This window comes from Pseudomonas sp. GW821-FHT01E10 (genome assembly GCF_059422365.1).
This window is the reverse complement of sequence record NZ_JBWKWT010000002.1, coordinates 114357-134489: the sequence shown is the minus strand read 5'-3', so window position 1 is coordinate 134489 and position 20133 is coordinate 114357. Positions and strand designations below refer to the sequence as shown.

Annotated in this window: 15 protein-coding genes; 10 read left to right on the top strand and 5 right to left on the bottom strand. The window is 59.8% G+C overall.

Annotated features, from left to right (window positions below):
* Positions 1 to 268: 268 nt before the first annotated feature.
* Positions 269 to 2344 (top strand): AsmA family protein, encoded by a 2076-nt coding sequence (locus AC07V0_RS04395; RefSeq protein WP_064616035.1) that lies wholly within the window; start codon positions 269 to 271, stop codon positions 2342 to 2344.
* Between the two features lie 25 nt (positions 2345 to 2369).
* Here the strand turns inward: AC07V0_RS04395 and AC07V0_RS04390 are convergent, their stop codons facing one another.
* On the bottom strand, positions 2370 to 3314 hold the full coding sequence (locus AC07V0_RS04390; RefSeq protein ID WP_018928466.1) for a LysR substrate-binding domain-containing protein: 945 nt from the start codon (positions 3312 to 3314) through the stop codon (positions 2370 to 2372).
* Positions 3315 to 3435: 121 nt separating this feature from the next.
* Here AC07V0_RS04390 and AC07V0_RS04385 point away from each other — a divergent pair, with 121 nt between their 5' ends.
* The 3 genes from AC07V0_RS04385 to AC07V0_RS04375 all read left to right on the top strand — a co-directional run bounded on the left by AC07V0_RS04385 (position 3436) and on the right by AC07V0_RS04375 (position 5379).
* A complete protein-coding gene (locus tag AC07V0_RS04385; RefSeq protein WP_495019429.1) occupies positions 3436 to 4074 on the top strand; it encodes an FMN-dependent NADH-azoreductase in 639 nt (212 codons plus the stop codon).
* The gene (locus AC07V0_RS04380; protein WP_495019428.1) at positions 4075 to 4380 is read left to right on the top strand and encodes a DMT family transporter; all 306 of its coding nucleotides are present in this window, start codon (positions 4075 to 4077) and stop codon (positions 4378 to 4380) included.
* Positions 4381 to 4488: 108 nt separating this feature from the next.
* The gene (locus tag AC07V0_RS04375; protein WP_018928464.1) at positions 4489 to 5379 is read left to right on the top strand and encodes an esterase/lipase family protein; all 891 of its coding nucleotides are present in this window, start codon (positions 4489 to 4491) and stop codon (positions 5377 to 5379) included.
* Between the two features lie 100 nt (positions 5380 to 5479).
* On the opposite strand, the gene AC07V0_RS04370 is transcribed toward AC07V0_RS04375, so the two are convergent.
* The gene (locus AC07V0_RS04370; protein ID WP_495019427.1) at positions 5480 to 6355 is read right to left on the bottom strand and encodes a DMT family transporter; all 876 of its coding nucleotides are present in this window, start codon (positions 6353 to 6355) and stop codon (positions 5480 to 5482) included.
* A 98-nt stretch (positions 6356 to 6453) separates the two neighbouring features.
* Between AC07V0_RS04370 and AC07V0_RS04365 the strand changes: the two genes are divergently transcribed.
* The 3 genes from AC07V0_RS04365 (at position 6454) to AC07V0_RS04355 (ending at position 8812) form a co-directional block, all read left to right on the top strand.
* Positions 6454 to 7242, top strand: a complete 789-nt coding sequence (locus AC07V0_RS04365) for an AraC family transcriptional regulator (RefSeq protein ID WP_495019426.1) — start codon at positions 6454 to 6456, stop codon at positions 7240 to 7242.
* A 72-nt stretch (positions 7243 to 7314) separates the two neighbouring features.
* The gene (locus tag AC07V0_RS04360; RefSeq protein WP_064616040.1) at positions 7315 to 7620 is read left to right on the top strand and encodes a PsiF family protein; all 306 of its coding nucleotides are present in this window, start codon (positions 7315 to 7317) and stop codon (positions 7618 to 7620) included.
* A gap of 178 nt (positions 7621 to 7798) precedes the next feature.
* Entirely contained in the window at positions 7799 to 8812 is a 1014-nt protein-coding gene (locus AC07V0_RS04355) for an AI-2E family transporter (RefSeq protein WP_018928460.1), read from the top strand.
* 130 nt (positions 8813 to 8942) lie between these two features.
* On the opposite strand, the gene AC07V0_RS04350 is transcribed toward AC07V0_RS04355, so the two are convergent.
* A complete protein-coding gene (locus tag AC07V0_RS04350) occupies positions 8943 to 10217 on the bottom strand; it encodes an Hsp70 family protein (RefSeq protein ID WP_018928459.1) in 1275 nt (424 codons plus the stop codon).
* 296 nt (positions 10218 to 10513) lie between these two features.
* Between AC07V0_RS04350 and AC07V0_RS04345 the strand changes: the two genes are divergently transcribed.
* Both AC07V0_RS04345 and AC07V0_RS04340 read left to right on the top strand, forming a co-directional pair.
* Entirely contained in the window at positions 10514 to 11461 is a 948-nt protein-coding gene (locus AC07V0_RS04345; RefSeq protein WP_018928458.1) for a DnaJ C-terminal domain-containing protein, read from the top strand.
* Positions 11462 to 11486: 25 nt separating this feature from the next.
* Entirely contained in the window at positions 11487 to 11792 is a 306-nt protein-coding gene (locus tag AC07V0_RS04340) for a chaperone modulator CbpM (RefSeq protein WP_018928457.1), read from the top strand.
* Between the two features lie 163 nt (positions 11793 to 11955).
* Here AC07V0_RS04340 and AC07V0_RS04335 read toward each other — a convergent pair whose 3' ends face one another.
* Positions 11956 to 13083 (bottom strand): sensor histidine kinase, encoded by a 1128-nt coding sequence (locus AC07V0_RS04335; protein WP_495019425.1) that lies wholly within the window; start codon positions 13081 to 13083, stop codon positions 11956 to 11958.
* A gap of 241 nt (positions 13084 to 13324) precedes the next feature.
* Between AC07V0_RS04335 and AC07V0_RS04330 the strand changes: the two genes are divergently transcribed.
* On the top strand, positions 13325 to 18244 hold the full coding sequence (locus AC07V0_RS04330; RefSeq protein WP_495019424.1) for an NEL-type E3 ubiquitin ligase domain-containing protein: 4920 nt from the start codon (positions 13325 to 13327) through the stop codon (positions 18242 to 18244).
* Positions 18245 to 18311: 67 nt separating this feature from the next.
* Here AC07V0_RS04330 and ureC read toward each other — a convergent pair whose 3' ends face one another.
* A complete protein-coding gene (gene ureC / locus AC07V0_RS04325; protein WP_086944061.1) occupies positions 18312 to 20012 on the bottom strand; it encodes an urease subunit alpha in 1701 nt (566 codons plus the stop codon).
* Positions 20013 to 20133: the final 121 nt, after the last annotated feature.

Sequence of the window (20133 nt, the reverse complement as noted above, 5' to 3'; positions counted from 1 at the left end):
GTTTGGCCGAGCGGCTCTAGAACGGGCGTTTCCGGCGAACGTTTTTGCACTGAGGTGGGTATTTTCGACTCATTTTCGCCTCGCAAAAGTGCGGGGTCGGTAACGCTAAAAAGGGAGGGGCGAGACGGCTATTTGCGTTCGATCGGCCTCCGGGTTAAACCTGCGGGCCGTTTTCCAGTCGTACATTTCATGGCAGGCCGGTTCTGGCCTAACGTTTCATCAGTGCGTCGCTGTCAGGGCGCTCAGTCGTATTCAGGAGCTCTGTGCAATGACGCGCACTCGTAAAATGCTTGCCTGGACCTCCGCCAGCCTCGTTGTTCTGCTGGCCGTCCTGGTGCTGATCATCGCGTTCTTCGATTGGAACCGGATCAAGCCGCCCCTTAACGCCAAAGTCTCCGAAGAACTGCATCGTCCGTTCGCCATCAACGGCAACCTCGCGGTGGTCTGGCAGCGCGAGCCCGACGAAGGCGGCTGGCGGGCCTGGGTACCGTGGCCGCATGTGGTGGCCGAAGACCTGAGCCTGGGCAACCCGGACTGGTCGAAGCAACCGCAGATGGCCACCCTCAAACGCGTCGAGCTGCGTATTTCACCGCTGGCCTTGCTGACACAGCGGGTGACGATCCCGCGCATCGACCTGACCGAGCCCAATGCCGACCTGCAGCGTCTGGCCGACGGCCGCGCCAACTGGACATTCAAGTTCGACCCCAAGGACCCGAATGCCGAGCCTTCTAACTGGGTGCTGGACATCGGTGCCATCGGCTTCGACAAGGGCCATGTCACGCTCGACGACCAGAGCCTGAAAACCCGCCTCGACTTGCTTATCGATCCGCTGGGCAAGCCGATTCCGTTCAGTGACATCGTCGGCGACAAAGCGGCGAAAACCGCGCTTGAGAAGGGCGGTTCGCCGCAGGATTACGCGTTCGCGTTGAAGGTCAAAGGCCAATACCACGGCCAGAATCTGGCCGGCCAAGGCAAAATCGGTGGTTTGCTGGCCCTACAGGATGCCGCCAAGCCGTTCCCGCTTCATGCGCAAATGAAGATTGCCGACACCAGCGTCGAACTGGCCGGCACGCTCACCGACCCATTGAACCTCGGCGCCCTGGATCTGCGCCTGAAACTGGCCGGTGCCAGCCTGGGCAATCTCTATCCGCTGATCGGCGTGACCCTGCCGGATACCCCGCCGTACGCCACGGATGGGCATTTGACCGCCAAGTTGCATGAGTCGGGCGGGGCGGTTTACCGCTATGAGGACTTCAACGGCAAGATCGGCGAGAGCGACATCCATGGCAACCTGGCTTATGTCGCGAGTCAACCGCGGCCCAAGCTCAGCGGGGCGGTGGAGTCCAATCAACTGTTGTTTGCCGACCTGGCCCCACTGATCGGCGCCGACTCCAATGCCAAGCAAAAGGCCCGCGGCGGTGAAAGCAAACAGCCGGCGGACAAGATTCTGCCGGTCGAGGAATTCAAGACCGAGCGCTGGCGCGATATGGACGCTGACGTCGAGTTCACTGGCAAGCGCATTGTCCACAGCGAAAAACTGCCGTTCAACGACCTCTACACCCATTTGGTGCTGACGGATGGTGTGCTCAGTCTCGAGCCCCTGCGTTTCGGCGTGGCGGGCGGCAATCTGGATGCGCAGATTCGTCTGAACGGGCGCGCCGAGCCATTGGAAGGCCGGGCCAAACTGACCGCGCGCAAGTTCAAGCTCAAACAGTTGTTCCCGTCCATTGAACGGATGAAAACCAGTTTCGGTGAGCTCAATGGCGACGCCGACCTTACCGGTCGTGGCAACTCGGTGGCCAAGCTGCTGGGCACTGCCGACGGCAATTTGAAGATGCTGATCAATGATGGCGCCATCAGTCGTGAGTTGATGGAGCTGGCCGGGCTCAATGTCGGCAACTATGTGGTCGGGAAAATCTTTGGCGACAAGGAAGTGAAGATCAACTGCGCGGCGGCCAATTTCGACATCAAGAGCGGTCTGGCGACCACGCAGTTGTTCGTCTTCGATACCGAGAACGCGATTGTCTACATCGATGGCACCGCGAACATGGCGACCGAGCAACTGGACCTGACCATCAGCCCGGAATCCAAGGGCTGGCGCTTGATTTCGTTGCGTTCGCCACTGTATGTGCGGGGTAAGTTCATCAAGCCGGATGCGGGGGTGAAAGCGGTGCCGCTGATGCTGCGCGGGGCCGGGATGGTGGCGTTGGGTGTGATTGCCGCGCCGGCGGCGGGGTTGCTGGCGCTGATCGCGCCGAGTGCTGGCGAGCCGAATCAATGTGCGCCGTTGCTGGAGCAGATGAAGGCGGGCAAGGCGCCGGTGACGGTCAAGCCCACCCGGTAGATCAAAAGATCTCAGCCTGCGGCCGCTACATTGGAACGCGTTCCCCTGCAGGAGCTGCCGCAGGCTTCGATCTTGGCAATAGACCAGACAATCGAGCTTCCTCCTGCAACCACGCAAAAAACGCCCGCACCGGCGGATGCCGTTCGCGCCCTGGAACGCACAGTGCGCTGTATCCGGCCCCGTCGACCTGAATCTCACCCCGGTAAGGCAGCAATAAGCCGCTGGCCACACTCTCCGACACCAGAATATTGCTCGCCAGCACCAAACCTTGCCCGGCAATGGCGGCTTGCAGGGCGTAATGCTCTTCGTCGTATTCACGCACCGCTGGCTGTCCGGCCAGCCAGGTTTCGCCGGATTGCGCGCACCAGGCTTCCCAGCCGTGGGCATACAGTTTGGAGTTATGCCACTGCACGCTGATCAGGGTGGGTACCCGACGGGTCGCCAGGGCCACTTGTTCAGGCGAGCCATAAACCCCGAAGGACTCGTCGAACAGGCACAACCCATACAGGTTCGGGTAGTCGTCTTGGCTGTAGCGCAGCACCAGATCGACGCTGGCGTCCTGATGCAAATCGATGACTTCGCAGTGAGTGTCCAGCCGCACGCTGATGTGCGGATGCCGGGCATAAAACCGTCCCAGCCGTGGCACCAGCCAAAGGGCGGCGAAAGCGGCGGTGGTGGAGATCGTCAGGCTCGTGCCGCTGCGTTGCGGGCGCAAGGTATCGACGCTTTGTGCCACCTCCAGCAGGGCGCCATGCAGGCTACGGAACAGCCGTTCGCCGCACTCGGTCAGGCGCACCTGGCGTGGCAGTCGTTCGAACAGCGGCACGCCGAGCCAGTTCTCCAGGGAGCGGATCTGGTGGGAAACCGCCGTCGGCGTCACGGACAGCTCTTCGGCGGCCGCCTTGAAACTCAGCAGGCGCGAGGCGGATTCGAAGGCCCGCAGGGCGGTCAATGGCAACGAGGCAAACATTTAAAACTCCATGGGTGAAATAGATTCATCCAGACTGATTTTTGCTCATTTGAAGGCAGGTGGCTGTGCGCTTCAAGCTGCAGCCACAAGCCGTTTCAGTTTAGCCCTTAAGGAGATTCAGATGAGCACAATTCTTGCCATTCACGCCAGCCCCCGTGGTGAACGCTCTCATTCGCGGCGGTTGGCTGAGGTGTTTCTTTCAGCCTGGCAGGTCCGTAACCCGCAGTCGCAATTGACCCGCCGTGAAGTCGGCCGGGTGTTGATCCCAGCCGTCAACGAAGCCTTCGTAGCGGCTGCTTTTCATCCGGAGCCTCATGCGCGACCGTTGTCGATGCAGGCCGACCTGGCACTCAGCGATGAGTTGGTGGGGGAGTTGCTCGGTCATGATCTGCTGGTGATTTCCACCCCGATGTACAACTTCAGCGTGCCCAGTGGCCTCAAGGCCTGGATCGACCAGATTGTGCGGCTCGGGCTGACGTTCAATCACACCCTGGACAACGGCATCGCGCAGTACGAACCGCTGGTGCGGGGCAAGAAGGCGTTGATCGTCACCAGTCGCGGCGGGTTTGGTTTCGGCCCCGGTGGCGAGCTTGAAGCGATGAACCATGCCGACCCGTTGCTGCGCACGGCACTGGGGTTCATCGGCATCACTGACGTCACGGTTGTCGCCGCCGAGGGCGAGGAGTCCGCCGAGCGCACCTTCCAGGTTTCCGTAGCCGAGGCCGAACAGCGTTTGCTGGCGCTGGCCAGGGAGTTCTAGATGACCTGGCTGTTCCTGCTGATTGCCGCCGGGTTCGAGGTCACCTTCGCCATGGGCATGAAGTACGCCGAAGGCTTCACCCGGCTCTGGCCTTCGGTGATCACCGTGGTGGCGGCCGTGGGTGGGATCTATTTCCTGACCTTGGCCATGCGCGAATTGCCGGTGAGCATCGCCTACCCGATCTGGACCGCCATCGGTTCATTGGGCACGGTGTTCCTCGGCTTTGCGCTGCTGGGCGAAAGCCTGACCGCGCTCAAACTGGTGTCGGTCGGGCTGATTGTGGCGGGCGTGGTGGGGTTGAAGTAGGGTGGATGTCATAGATTGGTCACCGGGTTGTCATCTTGGGTGGCGATGCTTGGCTGAGGCCTTGCATCCAGCCTTGCTTCATCTCACCGACCACAAGGATGTTCATCCATGTCGCAGGGCTCTGCCACGCGTTACCCGTTGGTGCTGGTCCCGGGGATGCTCGGGTTTATTCGTCTGCTGCTCTATCCGTATTGGTTCGGGATCATTTCGGCGTTGCGCCGGGACGGTGCAACCGTGATCGCGGTGCAGGTTTCGCCGCTCAACTCAACCGAGGTGCGTGGTGAGCAATTGCTGGCACGAATCGAGGAAATCCTGCGCGATACCGGGGCCGAGAAGGTCAACCTGATCGGCCACAGCCAGGGCTCGCTGACCGCTCGGTATGCTGCGGCAAAACGCCCGGACCAGGTGGCGTCAGTGACCTCGGTGGCCGGGCCCAATCACGGTTCGGAGCTGGCGGACTACCTGCACGATCATTACCCGGCAGACAGCGCCAGGGGCCGATTGCTCACCTTTTTTTTGTGGTTGATCAGCGCATTGATGTGCCTGCTGGAAACCGGTTATCGCGGGCCGCGACTGCCGGTGGATATCCCGGCTTCGCATCAATCGCTGACCACGGCCGGCGTGGCGCTGTTCAATCAGCGTTATCCACAGGGGCTGCCTGACACCTGGGGTGGGCATGGCCCGGAAGTGGTCAATGGCGTGCGCTATTACTCCTGGTCCGGGACTTTGCAGCCGGGCAAGACCGATCGCGGGTGCAACCTGTTCGACGGCACCAACCGCAGTTGCCGGTTGTTTGCCAGAACCTTCGTGCGTGAAGCGGGGCATTGCGACGGGATGGTCGGGCGCTACAGCTCGCATCTCGGGACGGTGATTGGCGATCAATACCCGATGGATCACTTCGATATCGTCAACCAATCCCTGGGGCTGGTGGGCAAAGGGGCGGAGCCGGTGCGGTTGTTTGTCGAGCATGCCGCGCGGTTGAAGGCGGCAGGCGTTTAAGCCCTGTGGCGAGGGAGCTTGCTCCCGTTGGGCTGCGAAGCAGCCCCCAGAATGCGATGCTTTGCGCTCGAGCGGGAGCAAGCTCCCTCGCCACAAAGGGTTATGCGCGGCCCAATGTGGTAGTCCAGCGCTCGGAAAGAATCACCCCACCCAGCGTCAACACCCCACCCACCAGGTGATACAACGCCAACTGCTCATGCAGCACCACCGCCGCAATCAGCGCGGTGATCAACGGCAGCAGGTTGAAAAACAGCGTGGTCCGGCTCGGGCCCAGGCGTACCACGGCCTGCATCCACGCCAGCGGCGCAAGCATCGAGGCCAGCAGACAGGCGTAAAGCACCAGCGGAATGTTATGCAGGGTCGGGCCGATTTTCGGTGAGGCGAGGAACAGCGGAAACAGCACCACCACCGCCACCAGCACCTGTAAATACAGCAACACCAGCGGCGGCAAGCGCAGCTGCCATTTTTTCAGCAAGGTGCTGTAAACCGCATAAGCCAGCGTGGCGATCAGCATCATCGCGTCGCCCAGGTTCACCCCGTGCTCCAGCAACGCGCCAAGGCTGCCGGACGACACCACCACCAGAACACCGGCAAACGACAATACCGCGCCGACCAGGGCTCCGGCGGTCAGGCGTTGGCCGAGGCTGACTATCGCCATGGCCAGCGACATCAACGGCATCAGCGACAGAATGATCCCCATGTTGGTGGCCGACGTCAGTGTTGCAGCGAAATAGGCCAGGCTCTGATAAACCGCCATGCCGAGTACGCCGAGAATGAAGATCCTCCCCAGGTTTGGGCGTATGACCGGCCAATGGGCGATCACTGGCTTAAGCATGAAAGGCGTGAACAGAATCCCGGCCAGCAGCCAGCGGTAGAAGCCGATTTCGGCGGGGAAGATTGCGCCCACCGCGAGTTTGTTGATCACGGTGTTGCCAGCCCAAATGAAGATGGCCAGCAGGGGATAAGCGTATTGCATCGGGAAAAAGCCAGAACGTTAATGAGGGGCAATTATCCGCCTGTCTGGATGCAAGCCTATACTGCGATCCAGACAATCTGCCCCTGATTCCGGACAGCATGAACAGTAAACACATCGACCTGCTGGATTTCAGCGAACTGCCGTCGGCGGTGTATTTCCGCTATGCCGACTTCAGCGCTCACGAATACGCTGCGCCTCACCGGCATCCGTGGGGCACGCTGGAGTACGCCGCCCATGGTGTGCTGCACATGGATGTCGACGGCAGCCGCTTCATGTCACCGCCGCAATACGCGGTATGGGTGCCGCCCGGGACCGAACACAGTTTCTATAGCCATCAGCCGATCAACTATCGCGCGGTCTGCCTCGCGCCGACGCTGTGCCGCGATCTGCCGCAACAGGCCTGCACCCTGGCGATCAGCGACATCCTCAAGGCGATCCTGAAAGACTTCGCCGCCCGCGATGTGAAAATTCCCGAGCACGACGCGGACCAGCGTCTGGCTCAAGTATTGGTGGACCAACTGCAACAGGCGCCCATGCATGAGTGCTATTTGCCCTACGCCAGCAGTCCCGGGTTACTTGGCATTCTGGAAGCCTTGCAGGCCGAACCTGGGGATAACCGGCCGTTGGCGTATTGGGCCGGGCAGGTTCACGTCAGCGAACGCACGCTGGCCCGGCAGTTTGTTCGCGAGTTGGGCATGAGTTTCGGTGAATGGCGGCAACGGTTGCGGTTTCTGGCGGCGATCGAAGCGCTGGACAGCCACCGCAGCATTCAGGAAATCGCCTTCGACATGGGTTACAGCACCGGCTCGGCGTTTATCGCGATGTTTCAGCGCCAGGCCGGGTGCACGCCGGAACAGTATCGGCGCAGCCATCTTGATAGCAGATGAAGGTGTAACAGGCTTTGTCTACACTCCAGAGCGAGGCCGTACCCATCGGTGCGGTAGCAAGGAGAAAACTCCATGAAGATGTTGCGTGCCCCGTTGTTGATGATCGGTCTGCTGCTCTGCTCCCAGGGTTTTGCTGCCACTGCCCAACAGAACAAAATGACTACCTGCAATGCCGAAGCTACCGCCAAGAGCCTCAAGGGCGATGAGCGCAAAGCCTTCATGAGTACCTGCCTCAAAGCCGCGCCGGCCGCCGATGCCGCCAAGCCCATGACACCTCAACAAGAAAAGATGAAAACCTGTAACGCCGATGCCACTACCAAGGGCCTCAAGGGCGATGCACGCAAAGCGTTCATGAGTGAGTGCCTGAAGAAAAAATAAGCAGTGTGGGGCGAGCCTGCTCCGGACGGCGATCCGACGATGCAGGCGACTAGGTATCACGCAGAACCGCGTTGATGCTATCGCGAGCAGGCTCGCTCCCAAGGTTCGTGTTTGCTCGCTTCGGCGCCGGAACGCTGGCAGACTGCCAATCCTTTCACGTCGTTCGTTTTGAGGCTGTATGTCAGCGTTTTCTCAGCGTCAGGTCTTGTTGCTCATCAGTTGGGTCATTATTTTTGGCGGTTTGCTGCTGGTGATCCCTCTGCGATTGCTGCCCAGCCTGCTGGCCGGGTTGTTGGTGTTCGAACTGGTCAACATGCTCACGCCGCAATTGCAACGGCTGATCGAGGGCCGCCGTGCGCGCTGGCTGGCGGTGGCGTTACTGGGGACTTTGGTGGTCAGTGTGCTGGCGCTGATCTTTGCCGGTGCGATCAGTTTTCTGCTGCACGAGGCGGAAAACCCCGGTGCTTCCCTCGATAAATTCATGGGCGTGGTCGACCGCGCACGCGGGCAGCTGCCGCCGTTCATCGACGCTTATCTGCCGGCCAGTGCCGCCGAGTTCCGAGTGGCCATCGGCGAGTGGATGAGCAAGCACCTCAGCGACTTGCAACTGGTGGGCAAGGACGCGGCGCACATGTTCGTGACGCTGCTGATCGGCATGGTACTGGGGGCGATCATCGCCTTGCAGCGCGTACCGGACCTGACCAAGCGCAAGCCCTTGGCCGCGGCGCTGTTCGACCGCTTGCACCTGTTGGTCCAGGCGTTTCGCAATATCGTCTTCGCGCAGATCAAGATTTCCCTGCTCAACACCTTCTTCACCGGGATTTTCCTCGCGGTGGTCCTGCCGATGTTCGGGATCAAGCTGCCGCTGACCAAAACCCTGATCGTGCTGACCTTCCTGCTCGGCTTGTTGCCGGTGATCGGCAACCTGATGTCGAACACCTTGATCACCATCGTCGGCCTGTCACTGTCGATCTGGGTGGCGGTGGCGGCATTGGGGTATCTGATTTTTATCCACAAGCTCGAATACTTTCTCAACGCGCGCATTGTAGGCGGGCAGATCAGCGCCAAGTCGTGGGAGTTGCTGCTGGCGATGCTGGTGTTCGAAGCCGCGTTCGGCCTGCCGGGGGTGGTGGCGGGGCCGATTTATTACGCGTACCTGAAGAGTGAGTTGAAGCAGGTGGGGATGGTTTGATCCCGTGTTGATCTAATTGTGGCGAGGGAGCTTGCTCCCGTGGGGGCGCGAAGCGGCCCCCCTTATCTCCAAAAGAAGGGACTGCTGCGCAGTCCAACGGGAGCAAGCTCCCTCGCCACAGGGTTTCAGGTCAATCCATCGGGCCGTAACGCTTGGCCGCCTCGATCGCCAACCCGCTGCCGATGCTGCCGAAGATGTTGCCTTCCACATGCTGCGCCTTCGGCAACATCGCCGAGACGCTGTTGCGCAGCGCCGGAATCCCGCTCGAACCGCCAGTGAAGAACACCGTATCTACCTGATCGACCCGCACATTCGCGTCGTTCAGCAATTGGGTCACGCTGTTGCGCACCCGCTCCAGCAAGTTGTCGATGGCTGATTCGAACAGCGCACGAGTCAGTTCCACACTCAAACCGGGCTCGATGCGGTCCAGCGGCACATGACGGCTGTCGGCGTGGGTCAGCTGGATCTTGGTCTCTTCCACTTCCATCGCCAGCCAGTGCCCGGCGCGCTGGTCGATCAGCTTGAACAGGCGATCGATGCCGCCGGTGTCTTCAATGTCGTAACGCATGCTGCCCAGGGCCAGGGTCGATTTCTGCGAGTACACCGAGTTGATGGTGTGCCAGGTCGCCAGGTTCATGTGGTGGCTGGTGGGCATGTAGGCGCCGCTCTTCATACGGCTGCCGTAGCCGAATAGCGGCATCAGTCCTTGCAGGCTCAGCTGTTTGTCGAAATCGGTTCCGCCGATGTGCACGCCACCGGTGGCGAGAATGTCGTCGTGACGGTTGTCGTGCCCGCGTCGCTCAGGGGACAGGCGCACCAGCGAGAAGTCCGACGTACCACCGCCGATGTCGACAATCAGTACCAGCTCTTCCTTTTCGATGGTGGATTCATAGTCGAACGCCGCTGCAATCGGCTCGTACTGGAACGAGACGTCCTTGAAACCAATGGCGCGGGCTACGTCCACCAGGGTGTTCTCGGCTTCCTGGTCGGCCAGTTCATCGTCATCGACGAAAAACACCGGACGGCCCAGCACCACTTCCTCGAACTCCCGACCGGCAGCGGCTTCGGCGCGCTTTTTCAACTGGCCGATGAACAGCCCGAGCAGGTCCTTGAACGGCATCGCCGTGCCGAGGACGCTGGTGTCGTGCTTGATCAGCTTGGAGCCCAGCAGGCTCTTGAGCGAGCGCATCAACCGGCCTTCGTAACCTTCCAGGTACTCGTGCAGCGCCAGCCGGCCGTACACCGGGCGGCGTTCTTCCATATTGAAGAAGACCACCGAGGGCAGGGTTATCTTGTCGTCCTCCAGCGCGATCAGCGTTTCCATGCCGGGGCGCAGCCAGCCGACGGTGGAGTTGGACGTGCCGAAGTCGATACCGCAGGCACGGGCTGGAGATGCGTTTTTCATGTCTTTCAAGTTCCGGTTAAAAAACGGCCGCGCAGTGTATGTCAGTGCGGCGCAGATTCGAAGGCCGACTATCTGTTAAATCACATTGATCTACGCTTGAAAGATGCGCCATCACCCCCAAACTTCCCTGCATAGGTTTGGCAATCCTTGGGCGACAGCAAGAACTGCGCCTGGCTGCCGATAAACTACTGATGCGCTGCCCGGTCACAAAATTGAGATTGATCAATCAAGACGCTGTAAACCAGAGCATGCTGTACCGAGTGGCGCGATTTCGATAATGGATGGTGATTCCCTCGATGGACTTCAAAGACTATTACAAGATTCTCGGCGTGGAGCCGACCGCGGACGATAAGGCGATCAAGGCCGCCTATCGGAAGCTGGCGCGCAAATACCACCCCGATGTCAGCAAGGAAAAGGACGCCGAGGCCAAGTTCAAGGATGCGTCGGAAGCCTATGAAGCGCTGAAAAGCGCCGACAAGCGCGCCGAATACGACGACTTGCGCAAATACGGTCACCACGGCCAGCCGTTCCAGGGCCCGCCGGGTTGGCAGAGTCGTGGTGGTTTCGGAGGCGGTGGTCAGGACACGGGCGATTTCTCGGACTTCTTCAGTTCGATCTTCGGCAACCGTGGTTCGGGTTTCGGTGGTGGTGGACGGTCGGGCCATAGCGCCGGTCGTCGAGGGCAAGACGTGGAAATGGAATTACCGGTTTTTCTGGAGGAAACCCTCTCGACCGAATCGAAGAAGGTCAGCTTCCAGGTGCCGCAGTACAACGCTGCCGGCCAGCATGTCAGCAACACCAGCAAAAGCCTGAACGTGAAGATCCCCGCCGGCGTGACCGACGGCGAGCGCATCCGCCTCAAGGGCCAGGGTGCTCCGGGCATCGGTGGCGGGGCCAATGGCGACCTGTACCTGACCATTCGTTTTGCGCCGCACCCCAAATTCGATGTCGAAGGCGAGAACCTGATCATCACCTTGCCACTGGCACCGTGGGAACTGGCACTGGGGACCGAAGTCGCGGTGCCGACCCTGACCGGCAAGATCAACCTCAAGGTTCCGGCCGGCAGCCAGAACGGCCAGCGCATGCGCGCCAAGGGCCACGGCCTGATGCACAAGGCCGGGCACCGTGGTTACCTGTTCGTGCAGCTCAAGGCGGTGATGCCGAAGAAACTCGACCATGACGTCAAGGCGTTGTGGGAGGAGTTGGCGAAAAAAGCCGCTTTCGATCCGCGAGAGAATTTTTGATTCCGAGATAAGGAGGAGCCCAATCATGAGCGACCCCGTGATCGTTCTATTGGACCTGGCAGAATTCTGTGAGGCGACCGAGTTGTCGGACGTGCATGTGATCGAGATCGTCGAACACGGCATCCTCGAACCACAGGGTACAGAGCCCAAGGATTGGCGTTTCACCGACTACGAACTGGTTTTGGCCAAGCGCGCCGCCAAGCTGCGGCGCGACCTGGAGCTGGAATGGGAAGGTGTCGCCCTGGCGCTGGACCTGCTTGACGAGGTCCAGCAACTGCGGGCCGAGAACCGCATGCTCAAGCAGCGGTTGGGGCGCTTGGTGATCGAATAGCTGTAAACACTAAACCTGTGGCGAGGGGGCTTGCCCCCGTTGGGTTGCGTAGCGACCCCAAATCCGGTCATCGCGGTTTTTCAGACTGACCGCATGCGTCGATTTTACGACTGCTGCGCAGCCGAACGGGGGCAAGCCCCCTCGCCACAGCGGTCCCAAGGCGTTACACCTTCCTGGGCAACACCACGCTAAACAGTGTGCCCTCAGCCTCGCTGGAACTGACCTCGATCGTCCCTTGATGGGCATCAACCACTTCCTTGACGATGAACAGCCCCAGGCCAAGGCTGGTGCTCGGCCCGCCGAGTTCTTCGTCGGCACTGCGTACCAGTGGATCGAAGATTGTGCCGATGACCTCGGGCGGAATCGGCGCACCGTCGTTGTGCACGGTGAGGCGAACGCTGTCCGTTTCACCCCTGAGGCTCAGCTTGATCACGCTGTGGTTCGAACCGTGCTGCAAGGCATTGCCGATCAGGTTCTGCAGCATTTGAGCGAGCCTTCGGCCATCCCAAATACCCCGGGTATCGCCTTCGACGCTCAGTGCCGGATCGCATTGCGGATGAGCAGCGCAAGCCTGGGCAATCGCTTCGCGCGCCGTCTCGGCCAGGTCCATGGGCGCCGGTTCGATTGGCAGGCGCTTGCCCAGGCGACTGCGCACCAGTTCCAGCAAATCGCTGACCAGCACCGCCATGTTCCGCGCGCCATCCTTAATATTGTTGGCACAGGCCAAAGCATCGCCTTCAAGCGTTGCTTTACGCAGCAGTAACTCGGCGGACATGCTCACTGCCTGCAATGGCGCTCGCAAGTCATGCCCGAGTATCGCCAGAAACAGATCCCGTGAATGGTTGACCTGTTCGGCATAGGCGGCGGTGGATTCGGCGAGGGCCTCATCGATGGCTTCGTTGAAACGGATCATGTCCCGGAAATAGGTCAGGTCCGGTGACTCCAGGCTGTCGACCCACAACCGAATCACACAGGCCCGCAAATGGCGGAACTCGCTGGTCATTTGCACCAGGTCGAAGCCCACGGTATGCCGCAGTTCGCCATGGCTGGCACCCGCTTCATCCAGGCTTGGGGTTTTCTCCGGGCCTTCGCCCTTGGCCTTGGCGAGCTGTTCGCTGGCGCTTTGCGCGGTGGTCATGTCCCGCGCTGCCGCCAGCAGAATTGCCTTGGCGTGATCGCGCAAGGCTGCTCGATCCATGCACTCGGCCGCCGGGGTGATCGTTCTGGCGAACTGTTCCCATTCATCGACGATACGGTCCACGTGTTGCCTGATGAATTCGGATAAGCGCATGGCCGTTACCTGCCTGGAGAGTCTGGGCATCTTAGCCTCTTTGTAGATCGGTAAAAACTACCGCTGACACGCCGGATCATGCTTGCAGGTCTTGCAGGTGGTACTTATTTGTTTTTTAGATTCTTAAGTTGGAAGGTGTTGTTTGTTTTATCGCTATTTTCCAACAGTTATTTAATCTTTTGTTTTTGCAGGTATTGAATAAGCTTGGCGTTCTTCTCAAACGCATAGGGATACATGCGCAATGAATGAATTGTCAGAAGGGGGCGTTTCCAATATCTCTCAAGAGATGACAGCTGGCGCCAATGTTTATTTGAATTATCTTGCAACCAAAGTTCCCGCATTCATAAAGAAACCATCTGTATCAAGTTTTGTATCAACGACTGATATGAAACCGGACGTTCCCGAGTGGTACATCAAGGCGAGTGCTATCAACCGTCAATATCTCAACGAACTCATCAGTGAGCGCTGGCGGTTGCAAGACAGCCTGGATGACACACTGGGCGATTTGCAAAAGGACATCAATAAGTTCGCCGAACCCTTGCTTGTTCAGGCCCTGAAAGAAAAGCTGAACCTGGATCTGGATGTTCATGCGACATCGGTACGGCTTTATATTCCGGCCCTCCTGGGTTTTGGCGTCGACACCAATGCCAGTCGGCTCAGGCAGTCAACTCTGCTGGAGGCCGCCCTCCATAACTTCGAGGACTCTGAAACCCGTGCTGGCGCCTTTCGTGATGGCTCCGGCATTTTCATTACCGACGCCGAAGGAGCCCTGAGGCGCCATTCATTGACCATCGAAAGTTTTGCGAGCCTTTGCAGGGATCTGGATCTCGGTGCGCAATATCAGCGGCACATCAAAGGGTTGCTGGCCCCTTCGGCGGTTGATGCCAAGGCCTCGCTTGAGCAGCACTTCATCGGGACCGAAAAGGCCGCGTTCAATGAGTCAGCGCTGATTGCCTATTTGAAGAGTGATATCACTTCTTATGCATATGGCAAGTTGCAGCAACTGCGAGACAACCAGACAAACATCACGATGGGCAATCGCCCGTTACAGTCTCATCGGCTGACTCTTTTGGGCGTGAAGCTGTCGGGTATCGTGTTGTTCAGTGCAGTGGCTGATCCGACACGAGTAAAGCGAATCTACAACAGCCTGGTTCCGGCAGACCAACGAACAATGATGGAGTGGTCGCGCAAACTGGCCATTTTACCCGGGCAGGAGTTTGATCAATTCAAACTGCTCAAGGCCTTTTTTGCCAACGGGCCAAGCGGTGTGGTCGACGAGGTGCTGGGCAGGAACGATATTTTTACGCAGAGCCGGCTCGATGGCACCTTGATCGCCTACGTCCCTGATGACCCTGAACATCCCTTGAAGGAATATCCGTCCTTCACCGACTTCATGAAGGAGCTGACGAGCCAGTTGCGCTCGTCGGACTATCAGCAGTTCTTCAGTCGGTTCGTACCGCAAAAAGACCAGGGCAGGTTTTTCGCTCGCGTCAGGGAGCGCTTCAGCACCTTCACCTGGCAGCAGCGGGAGCCGTTGAACATGGGGCCATGGTGGCGGGAAACCGCAGTGGAAAACCCCGACGCAGAACCGATCACCCATGTGATCGAAGGCGCGCTCTGGCCTCAGTTCAGTCGATGGCGGCGCGACAAGGCCATCGCCGATGCGCGACATATCGCCGTGCCCACTGGCGATGAAGATGCCAATGCCCGCTGGGCGCGGCTGAGGAGTTACGCGAACATCGGCTGGAATGTGTTCAACTTCGGCGCAATGCTGGTGCCTGGCCTGGGGGAGGCCATGTTGGGCGTGATGGTCGGGCAAATGCTACTCGAAACCATGGAGGGCATTGAGGACTGGAGCAAGGGAGACAAGGAAGAAGCGTCGGCGCTTCTGTGCGGTGTCCTGATCAATGCTGCCCAGTTGGCAATCATGGCGGCAGGGCATGTTTTACCCACGGGCGCAGCGCCAGCGGTCCGGCCTTCATCTTTTGTCGAACAGCTGAAGCCGGTGGTGCTCGCTGACGGCAAGACCCGTCTCTGGAATCCGGACCTGAGTCCGTATGAACATCAAGTCAGTCTGAGTCCGGGTACGAAGCCAAACGAGCGAGGCCTGTATCTGCACAACGATCAGGAATTCCTGTCGATCGGCGGTAAATACTTTGCGGTGCAAGACGATCCACTCACGGGGCAACCGCGGATTCTCCATCCGGATCGAGCGATGGCCTACCAACCGAAGCTTGAACACAATGGCGCAGGCACCTGGCATACCGAGCTCGACCGCCCTGTCGAATGGACCTCGACCGAGCTCATGCGGCGGTTGGGGGCGAGGGTAGAAACGTTCGACGATGCAACGCTTGAGCAGATCCGGATCGCCAGTGGCGTCGAAGCAGATGTGCTGCGTCGGCTGCATGTCGAAAACGAAGCACCGCCGGCGTTGCTGGTCGACACGATCGAACGGTTCAAGACGTGGTCGGACACGGGGAAGCTGCCACAGAGCGGTCTGTCGCCATCAGACAATGCCAATGTGCGGGTGCTTCAGGATGCTTTTGCACAATTGCCCGACGGCGTGGCCGAGGAACTGCTGGCCGCCGCTGCTCCGGCGGATTTGCGAGCACTGGCCGAACAAAAGCGCATTGCCTTGCATCTGCGGCAACAGGTGCGGGCGGCCTTGCTGGAAGTACGTTTGGCGCGCGCCTATGAAGGGCTGTTCCTTGACTCGATGCACGCTCCGGATACGGAACGGCTGGCGCTGCACACCCTGGAAACCTTGCCGAACTGGCCGGGCGACGTGCGCATTGAAGTTCGCGAACATTCGTTCACCGGGCACCTGCGCGACAGCATTGGCCCGGAGAACGCACGTACGCGCAAAGTGCTGGTCAGCACGGACGAGGGCTATGAAGCGCGGGATGCCGAGGATAACCATCTGCGGGGTGCCGACGATCTTTTTTCATCCGTCTTGCACGCTCTGCCCGACGCCGAACGCAAAGCGCTGGGGTACGAGATCTATCAAGGCGCGAACCTCAAACGCAGTGTTCAAAATGCCCCGTTGGCGCGTGACAAGCTGCGTCCGATGCTGGCGGACAACCCTCTGCGCAAGCCCGCCTACGATCCCGAAACGATGAAGTTGCGCGGTGGCATGTTTGCCCCCCAGGGCATTCGACAACTGACCGGCCGAGTGACGCCGCAGGAGCGGGTCAGGAGTGTGCGCCCCGGGTGGACGGAAACCGAGGCCCAGGCTTACCTGGACGGAGGGGGCGACGACGTTACCCCGGAACAACGGGCAAGCGCACTGGAAGCGGAATTCGATCGCCTCAATGCCAATTTCCGGCACTGGCTCAATTTACCCACCGAAGCGTTCAGGTACAGCCCTGCCGGCATTGCCGAATGGCAGACCCGAAACTCGATCTACACAACCATTCGCCAGTGCTGGCAGCACACCGGGCCCAGGGATGTGGACCCTTTGGGAAATATGTACGGGACAGCGCTTGATTTCAGAAACGTTCCCCTGGGGCGACACTTGGGAAGCATGCCTCTGTTGGAAGCCGATTTTCAGCACGTCACCAGCCTGAACTTGCTGGGCACTGGAATGAACGATGCCCACGTCACGTTTCTGGTTCATTTTCCGAAACTCCGTTCGCTGAATCTCACCGGTAACCAGCTCACGCAATTTCCTCGTGCGGTGGGGCGAATGCGTGGGCTGACCGAACTGAACCTCGGCGATAACCGGATAGTGCTGGATGCCCAGGGAGCTACCTATTTGAGATGGCTCTCCCGGCTGAAAAGTCTGGATCTGCAAGGAAACCCGTTGGGGAGAGTGCCCGACATCGGTGGGATGCGCATGCTGCATACCCTGATGCTGGGTGACACCGGGATTGATACCTGGCCGGAGGGGCTGTTCGCTCAACCCAGGTTCCGGCATTTTTACCTGAGCCTGCAGCGCAACGAACTGACCGTTATCCCGCAGGTTACGCCCGGCTCAGCCTCCGCGGAGCTGTTGGCGCGCACGGTATTGAATCGCGATCCGCCGTGGTTGTCGGCCGAGAACCTGGAAACGCTCAGAGGTTATATCCGGTCCGTCGGCCTGGACCCCGATCGTCCGTATCCGCCTCGCGGCGTGCGCGACAGTCTTGATTGGGAGGAAGGCATGACGCGACCTGATTGGGTCGCTAAACAGGAGATATGGAACAGCGTGGAGGATGAGTTCGGTTCGGTGCCTTTTTTCAATCAGATCAGGAAGCTCACCCAATCAACCGCCTTCAGAACCGACAAAGCCTTCAGGGTGGACATGACGCAAAAGCTCTGGCGAATGCTGGAGGCCATGTCCAAGGACAGCGAGCTGCGGCGCAATCTTTTCGTCATGGGCAGGGAGGAGGTCACTAACTGTGTTGACGCCGGGGCGCAGTTGTTCAATGCGATGGGCGTAGAAGTGCTGATCCATGAGGCTTACGCATTGGCCAACCCGGGCCTGGTGGAGGCCGAACTGGTGCAGCTGGCCAGAGGCAAGTCGCGGCTGGACGAGTTGAGCCGGATCGCCCACAAAGTGGTTGCCGAGCGCCTGGAAAATGGTGAGCAATTCAGGACTGTCGATGCTGAGGGCGCAGTGTCGGGAAGTATCGATGAAGTCGAGGTCCACCTGGCTTACATGACGGATCTGGCGGAGCGACTGGACCTGCCCTGGCAGTCCCGTGATTTGCAATTTCGCACGCACACCGGTGTGACTCCCGAGATGATCGAGAGTGCGTATCAGCGGGTCATGGAGCTGGAAACCGGCGATTTACTGCGTGATTCGATCATCGAACAACCGTTCTGGGAAACATACCTACGGGGCACAAATCGAAGCGCCTTCAAGGTTTTCAGGCGCCGAATCGATGCAACGACTGAGTTTTACATGGCGCTTGAAAAGAGGGCCTCCGAACCGAACCTTTCGTTGCAGGCAAAGGCCGATCTGAAGCAGGAGCTCCGGGTACTCGCCGCTGAACTGGGTAAGCTGGAAAGCGAAATTGCTCCGGGCCAGGTCATGACTGACCAAGCCTATGCCGCCGAGTTGAACCTGATCGATATCGAGATGAAAACGCTGCTTAAAACCCTGACCCAACAGGCGATGGATCGGGCGAAACTGCAAAGGGTGGACATCGCCTTTATGAACGCACCAGCAACGGATTGACCTGAGAAACAGCTAACCCGGTACGAAGAATGACACCCCTCGTGCCGAGTTTATGCCTGACCGAATCTCAAAACAGGAAGTAACGCTGAGCCATCGGCAACACATCCGCTGGCTCGCACCAGAGCAAGACACCGTCGGCCTTAACCTGATAAGTCTGCGGGTCAACGTCGATGTCCGGCAGGTAGTCGTTGTGAATCAGGTCGGTTTTCTGCACCTCGCGACAGCCTTTGACCACGGCGATTTTCTTCTTCAGGCCCAGGGCCTCGGGCAAACCCGCCTCCTGCGCGGCCTGGCTGATAAAGGTCAGGCTGGTGGCATGCAACGAGCCGCCGTAACTGGCGAACATCGGGCGGTAGTGCACCGGTTGCGGCGTTGGAATAGATGCGTTGGCGTCACCCATCAGGCTGGCCGCAATGGCACCGCCCTTGAGGATCAGCGTTGGCTTTACCCCGAAAAACGCTGGACGCCAGAGCACCAGATCCGCCCACTTGCCCACTTCGACCGAGCCCACTTCATGGCTGATCCCGTGGGTGATCGCTGGGTTGATGGTGTACTTGGCGATGTAGCGTTTGGCGCGGAAGTTGTCATTGCCTTCGCCATCTTGTGGCAGCGGACCGCGCTGCTTCTTCATTTTGTCGGCGGTCTGCCAGGTGCGGGTGATGACTTCGCCGACGCGGCCCATGGCCTGGCTGTCGGAGCTGATCATCGAGAAGGCACCGAGGTCATGCAGGATGTCTTCGGCAGCAATGGTTTCGCGGCGGATGCGGCTTTCGGCGAAGGCCACGTCTTCGGCAATGCTCGGGTCCAGGTGGTGGCAGACCATCAGCATGTCGAGGTGCTCGTCGATGGTGTTGCGGGTGAACGGCCGGGTCGGGTTGGTCGAGCTCGGCAGCACGTTGGCGAAACCGCAGGCCTTGATGATGTCCGGCGCATGACCTCCACCGGCACCTTCGGTGTGATAGGTGTGGATGGTGCGGCCCTTGAAGGCGGCGAGGGTGGTTTCGACGAAGCCGGACTCGTTGAGGGTGTCGGTGTGGATGGCGACCTGGACGTCGTATTGGTCGGCCACTGTCAGGCAGTTGTCGATGCTCGCGGGCGTGGTTCCCCAGTCTTCGTGCAACTTCAGGCCGATGGCGCCGGCCTTGACCTGTTCGATCAACGGCTCCGGCAGGCTGGCGTTGCCCTTGCCGGTGAGGCCGATGTTCATCGGGAACGCATCGGCGGCCTGGAGCATGCGCGCCAGGTGCCATGGCCCGGAGGTGCAGGTGGTGGCGTTGGTGCCGGTGGCCGGTCCCGTGCCGCCGCCGATCATGGTGGTGACGCCGCTCATCAGCGCTTCTTCGATCTGCTGCGGACAGATGAAGTGGATGTGGGTGTCGATGCCGCCGGCGGTGAGGATCATGCCTTCACCGGCGATCACTTCGGTGCTGGCGCCGACCGCGATGGTGACGTTGGGCTGGATGTCCGGGTTGCCGGCCTTGCCGATGGCAGCGATGCGCCCGTCCTTGAGGCCGACGTCGGCCTTGACGATGCCCCAGTGGTCGATGATCAGCGCGTTGGTGATCAGGGTATCGACAACCTCGGCGGCCAGCCGTTGGCTTTGGCCCTGGCCGTCGCGAATGACTTTGCCGCCGCCGAATTTCACTTCTTCGCCGTAGGTGGTGAAGTCCTGTTCCACTTCGATCCACAGTTCAGTGTCGGCCAGACGGACCTTGTCACCGACGGTGGGGCCGAACATGTCGGCGTAGGCTTGTCTTGAGATTTTCATGCGCTTGCCTTGAAAGTGAAGTGCGGTAGTCCGCGGTCCATTGTGGCGAGGGAGCTTGCTCCCGTTCGGCTGCGCAGCAGTCGTAAAATCTGCCGCTCCGATTATTCAGATAGATCGCACC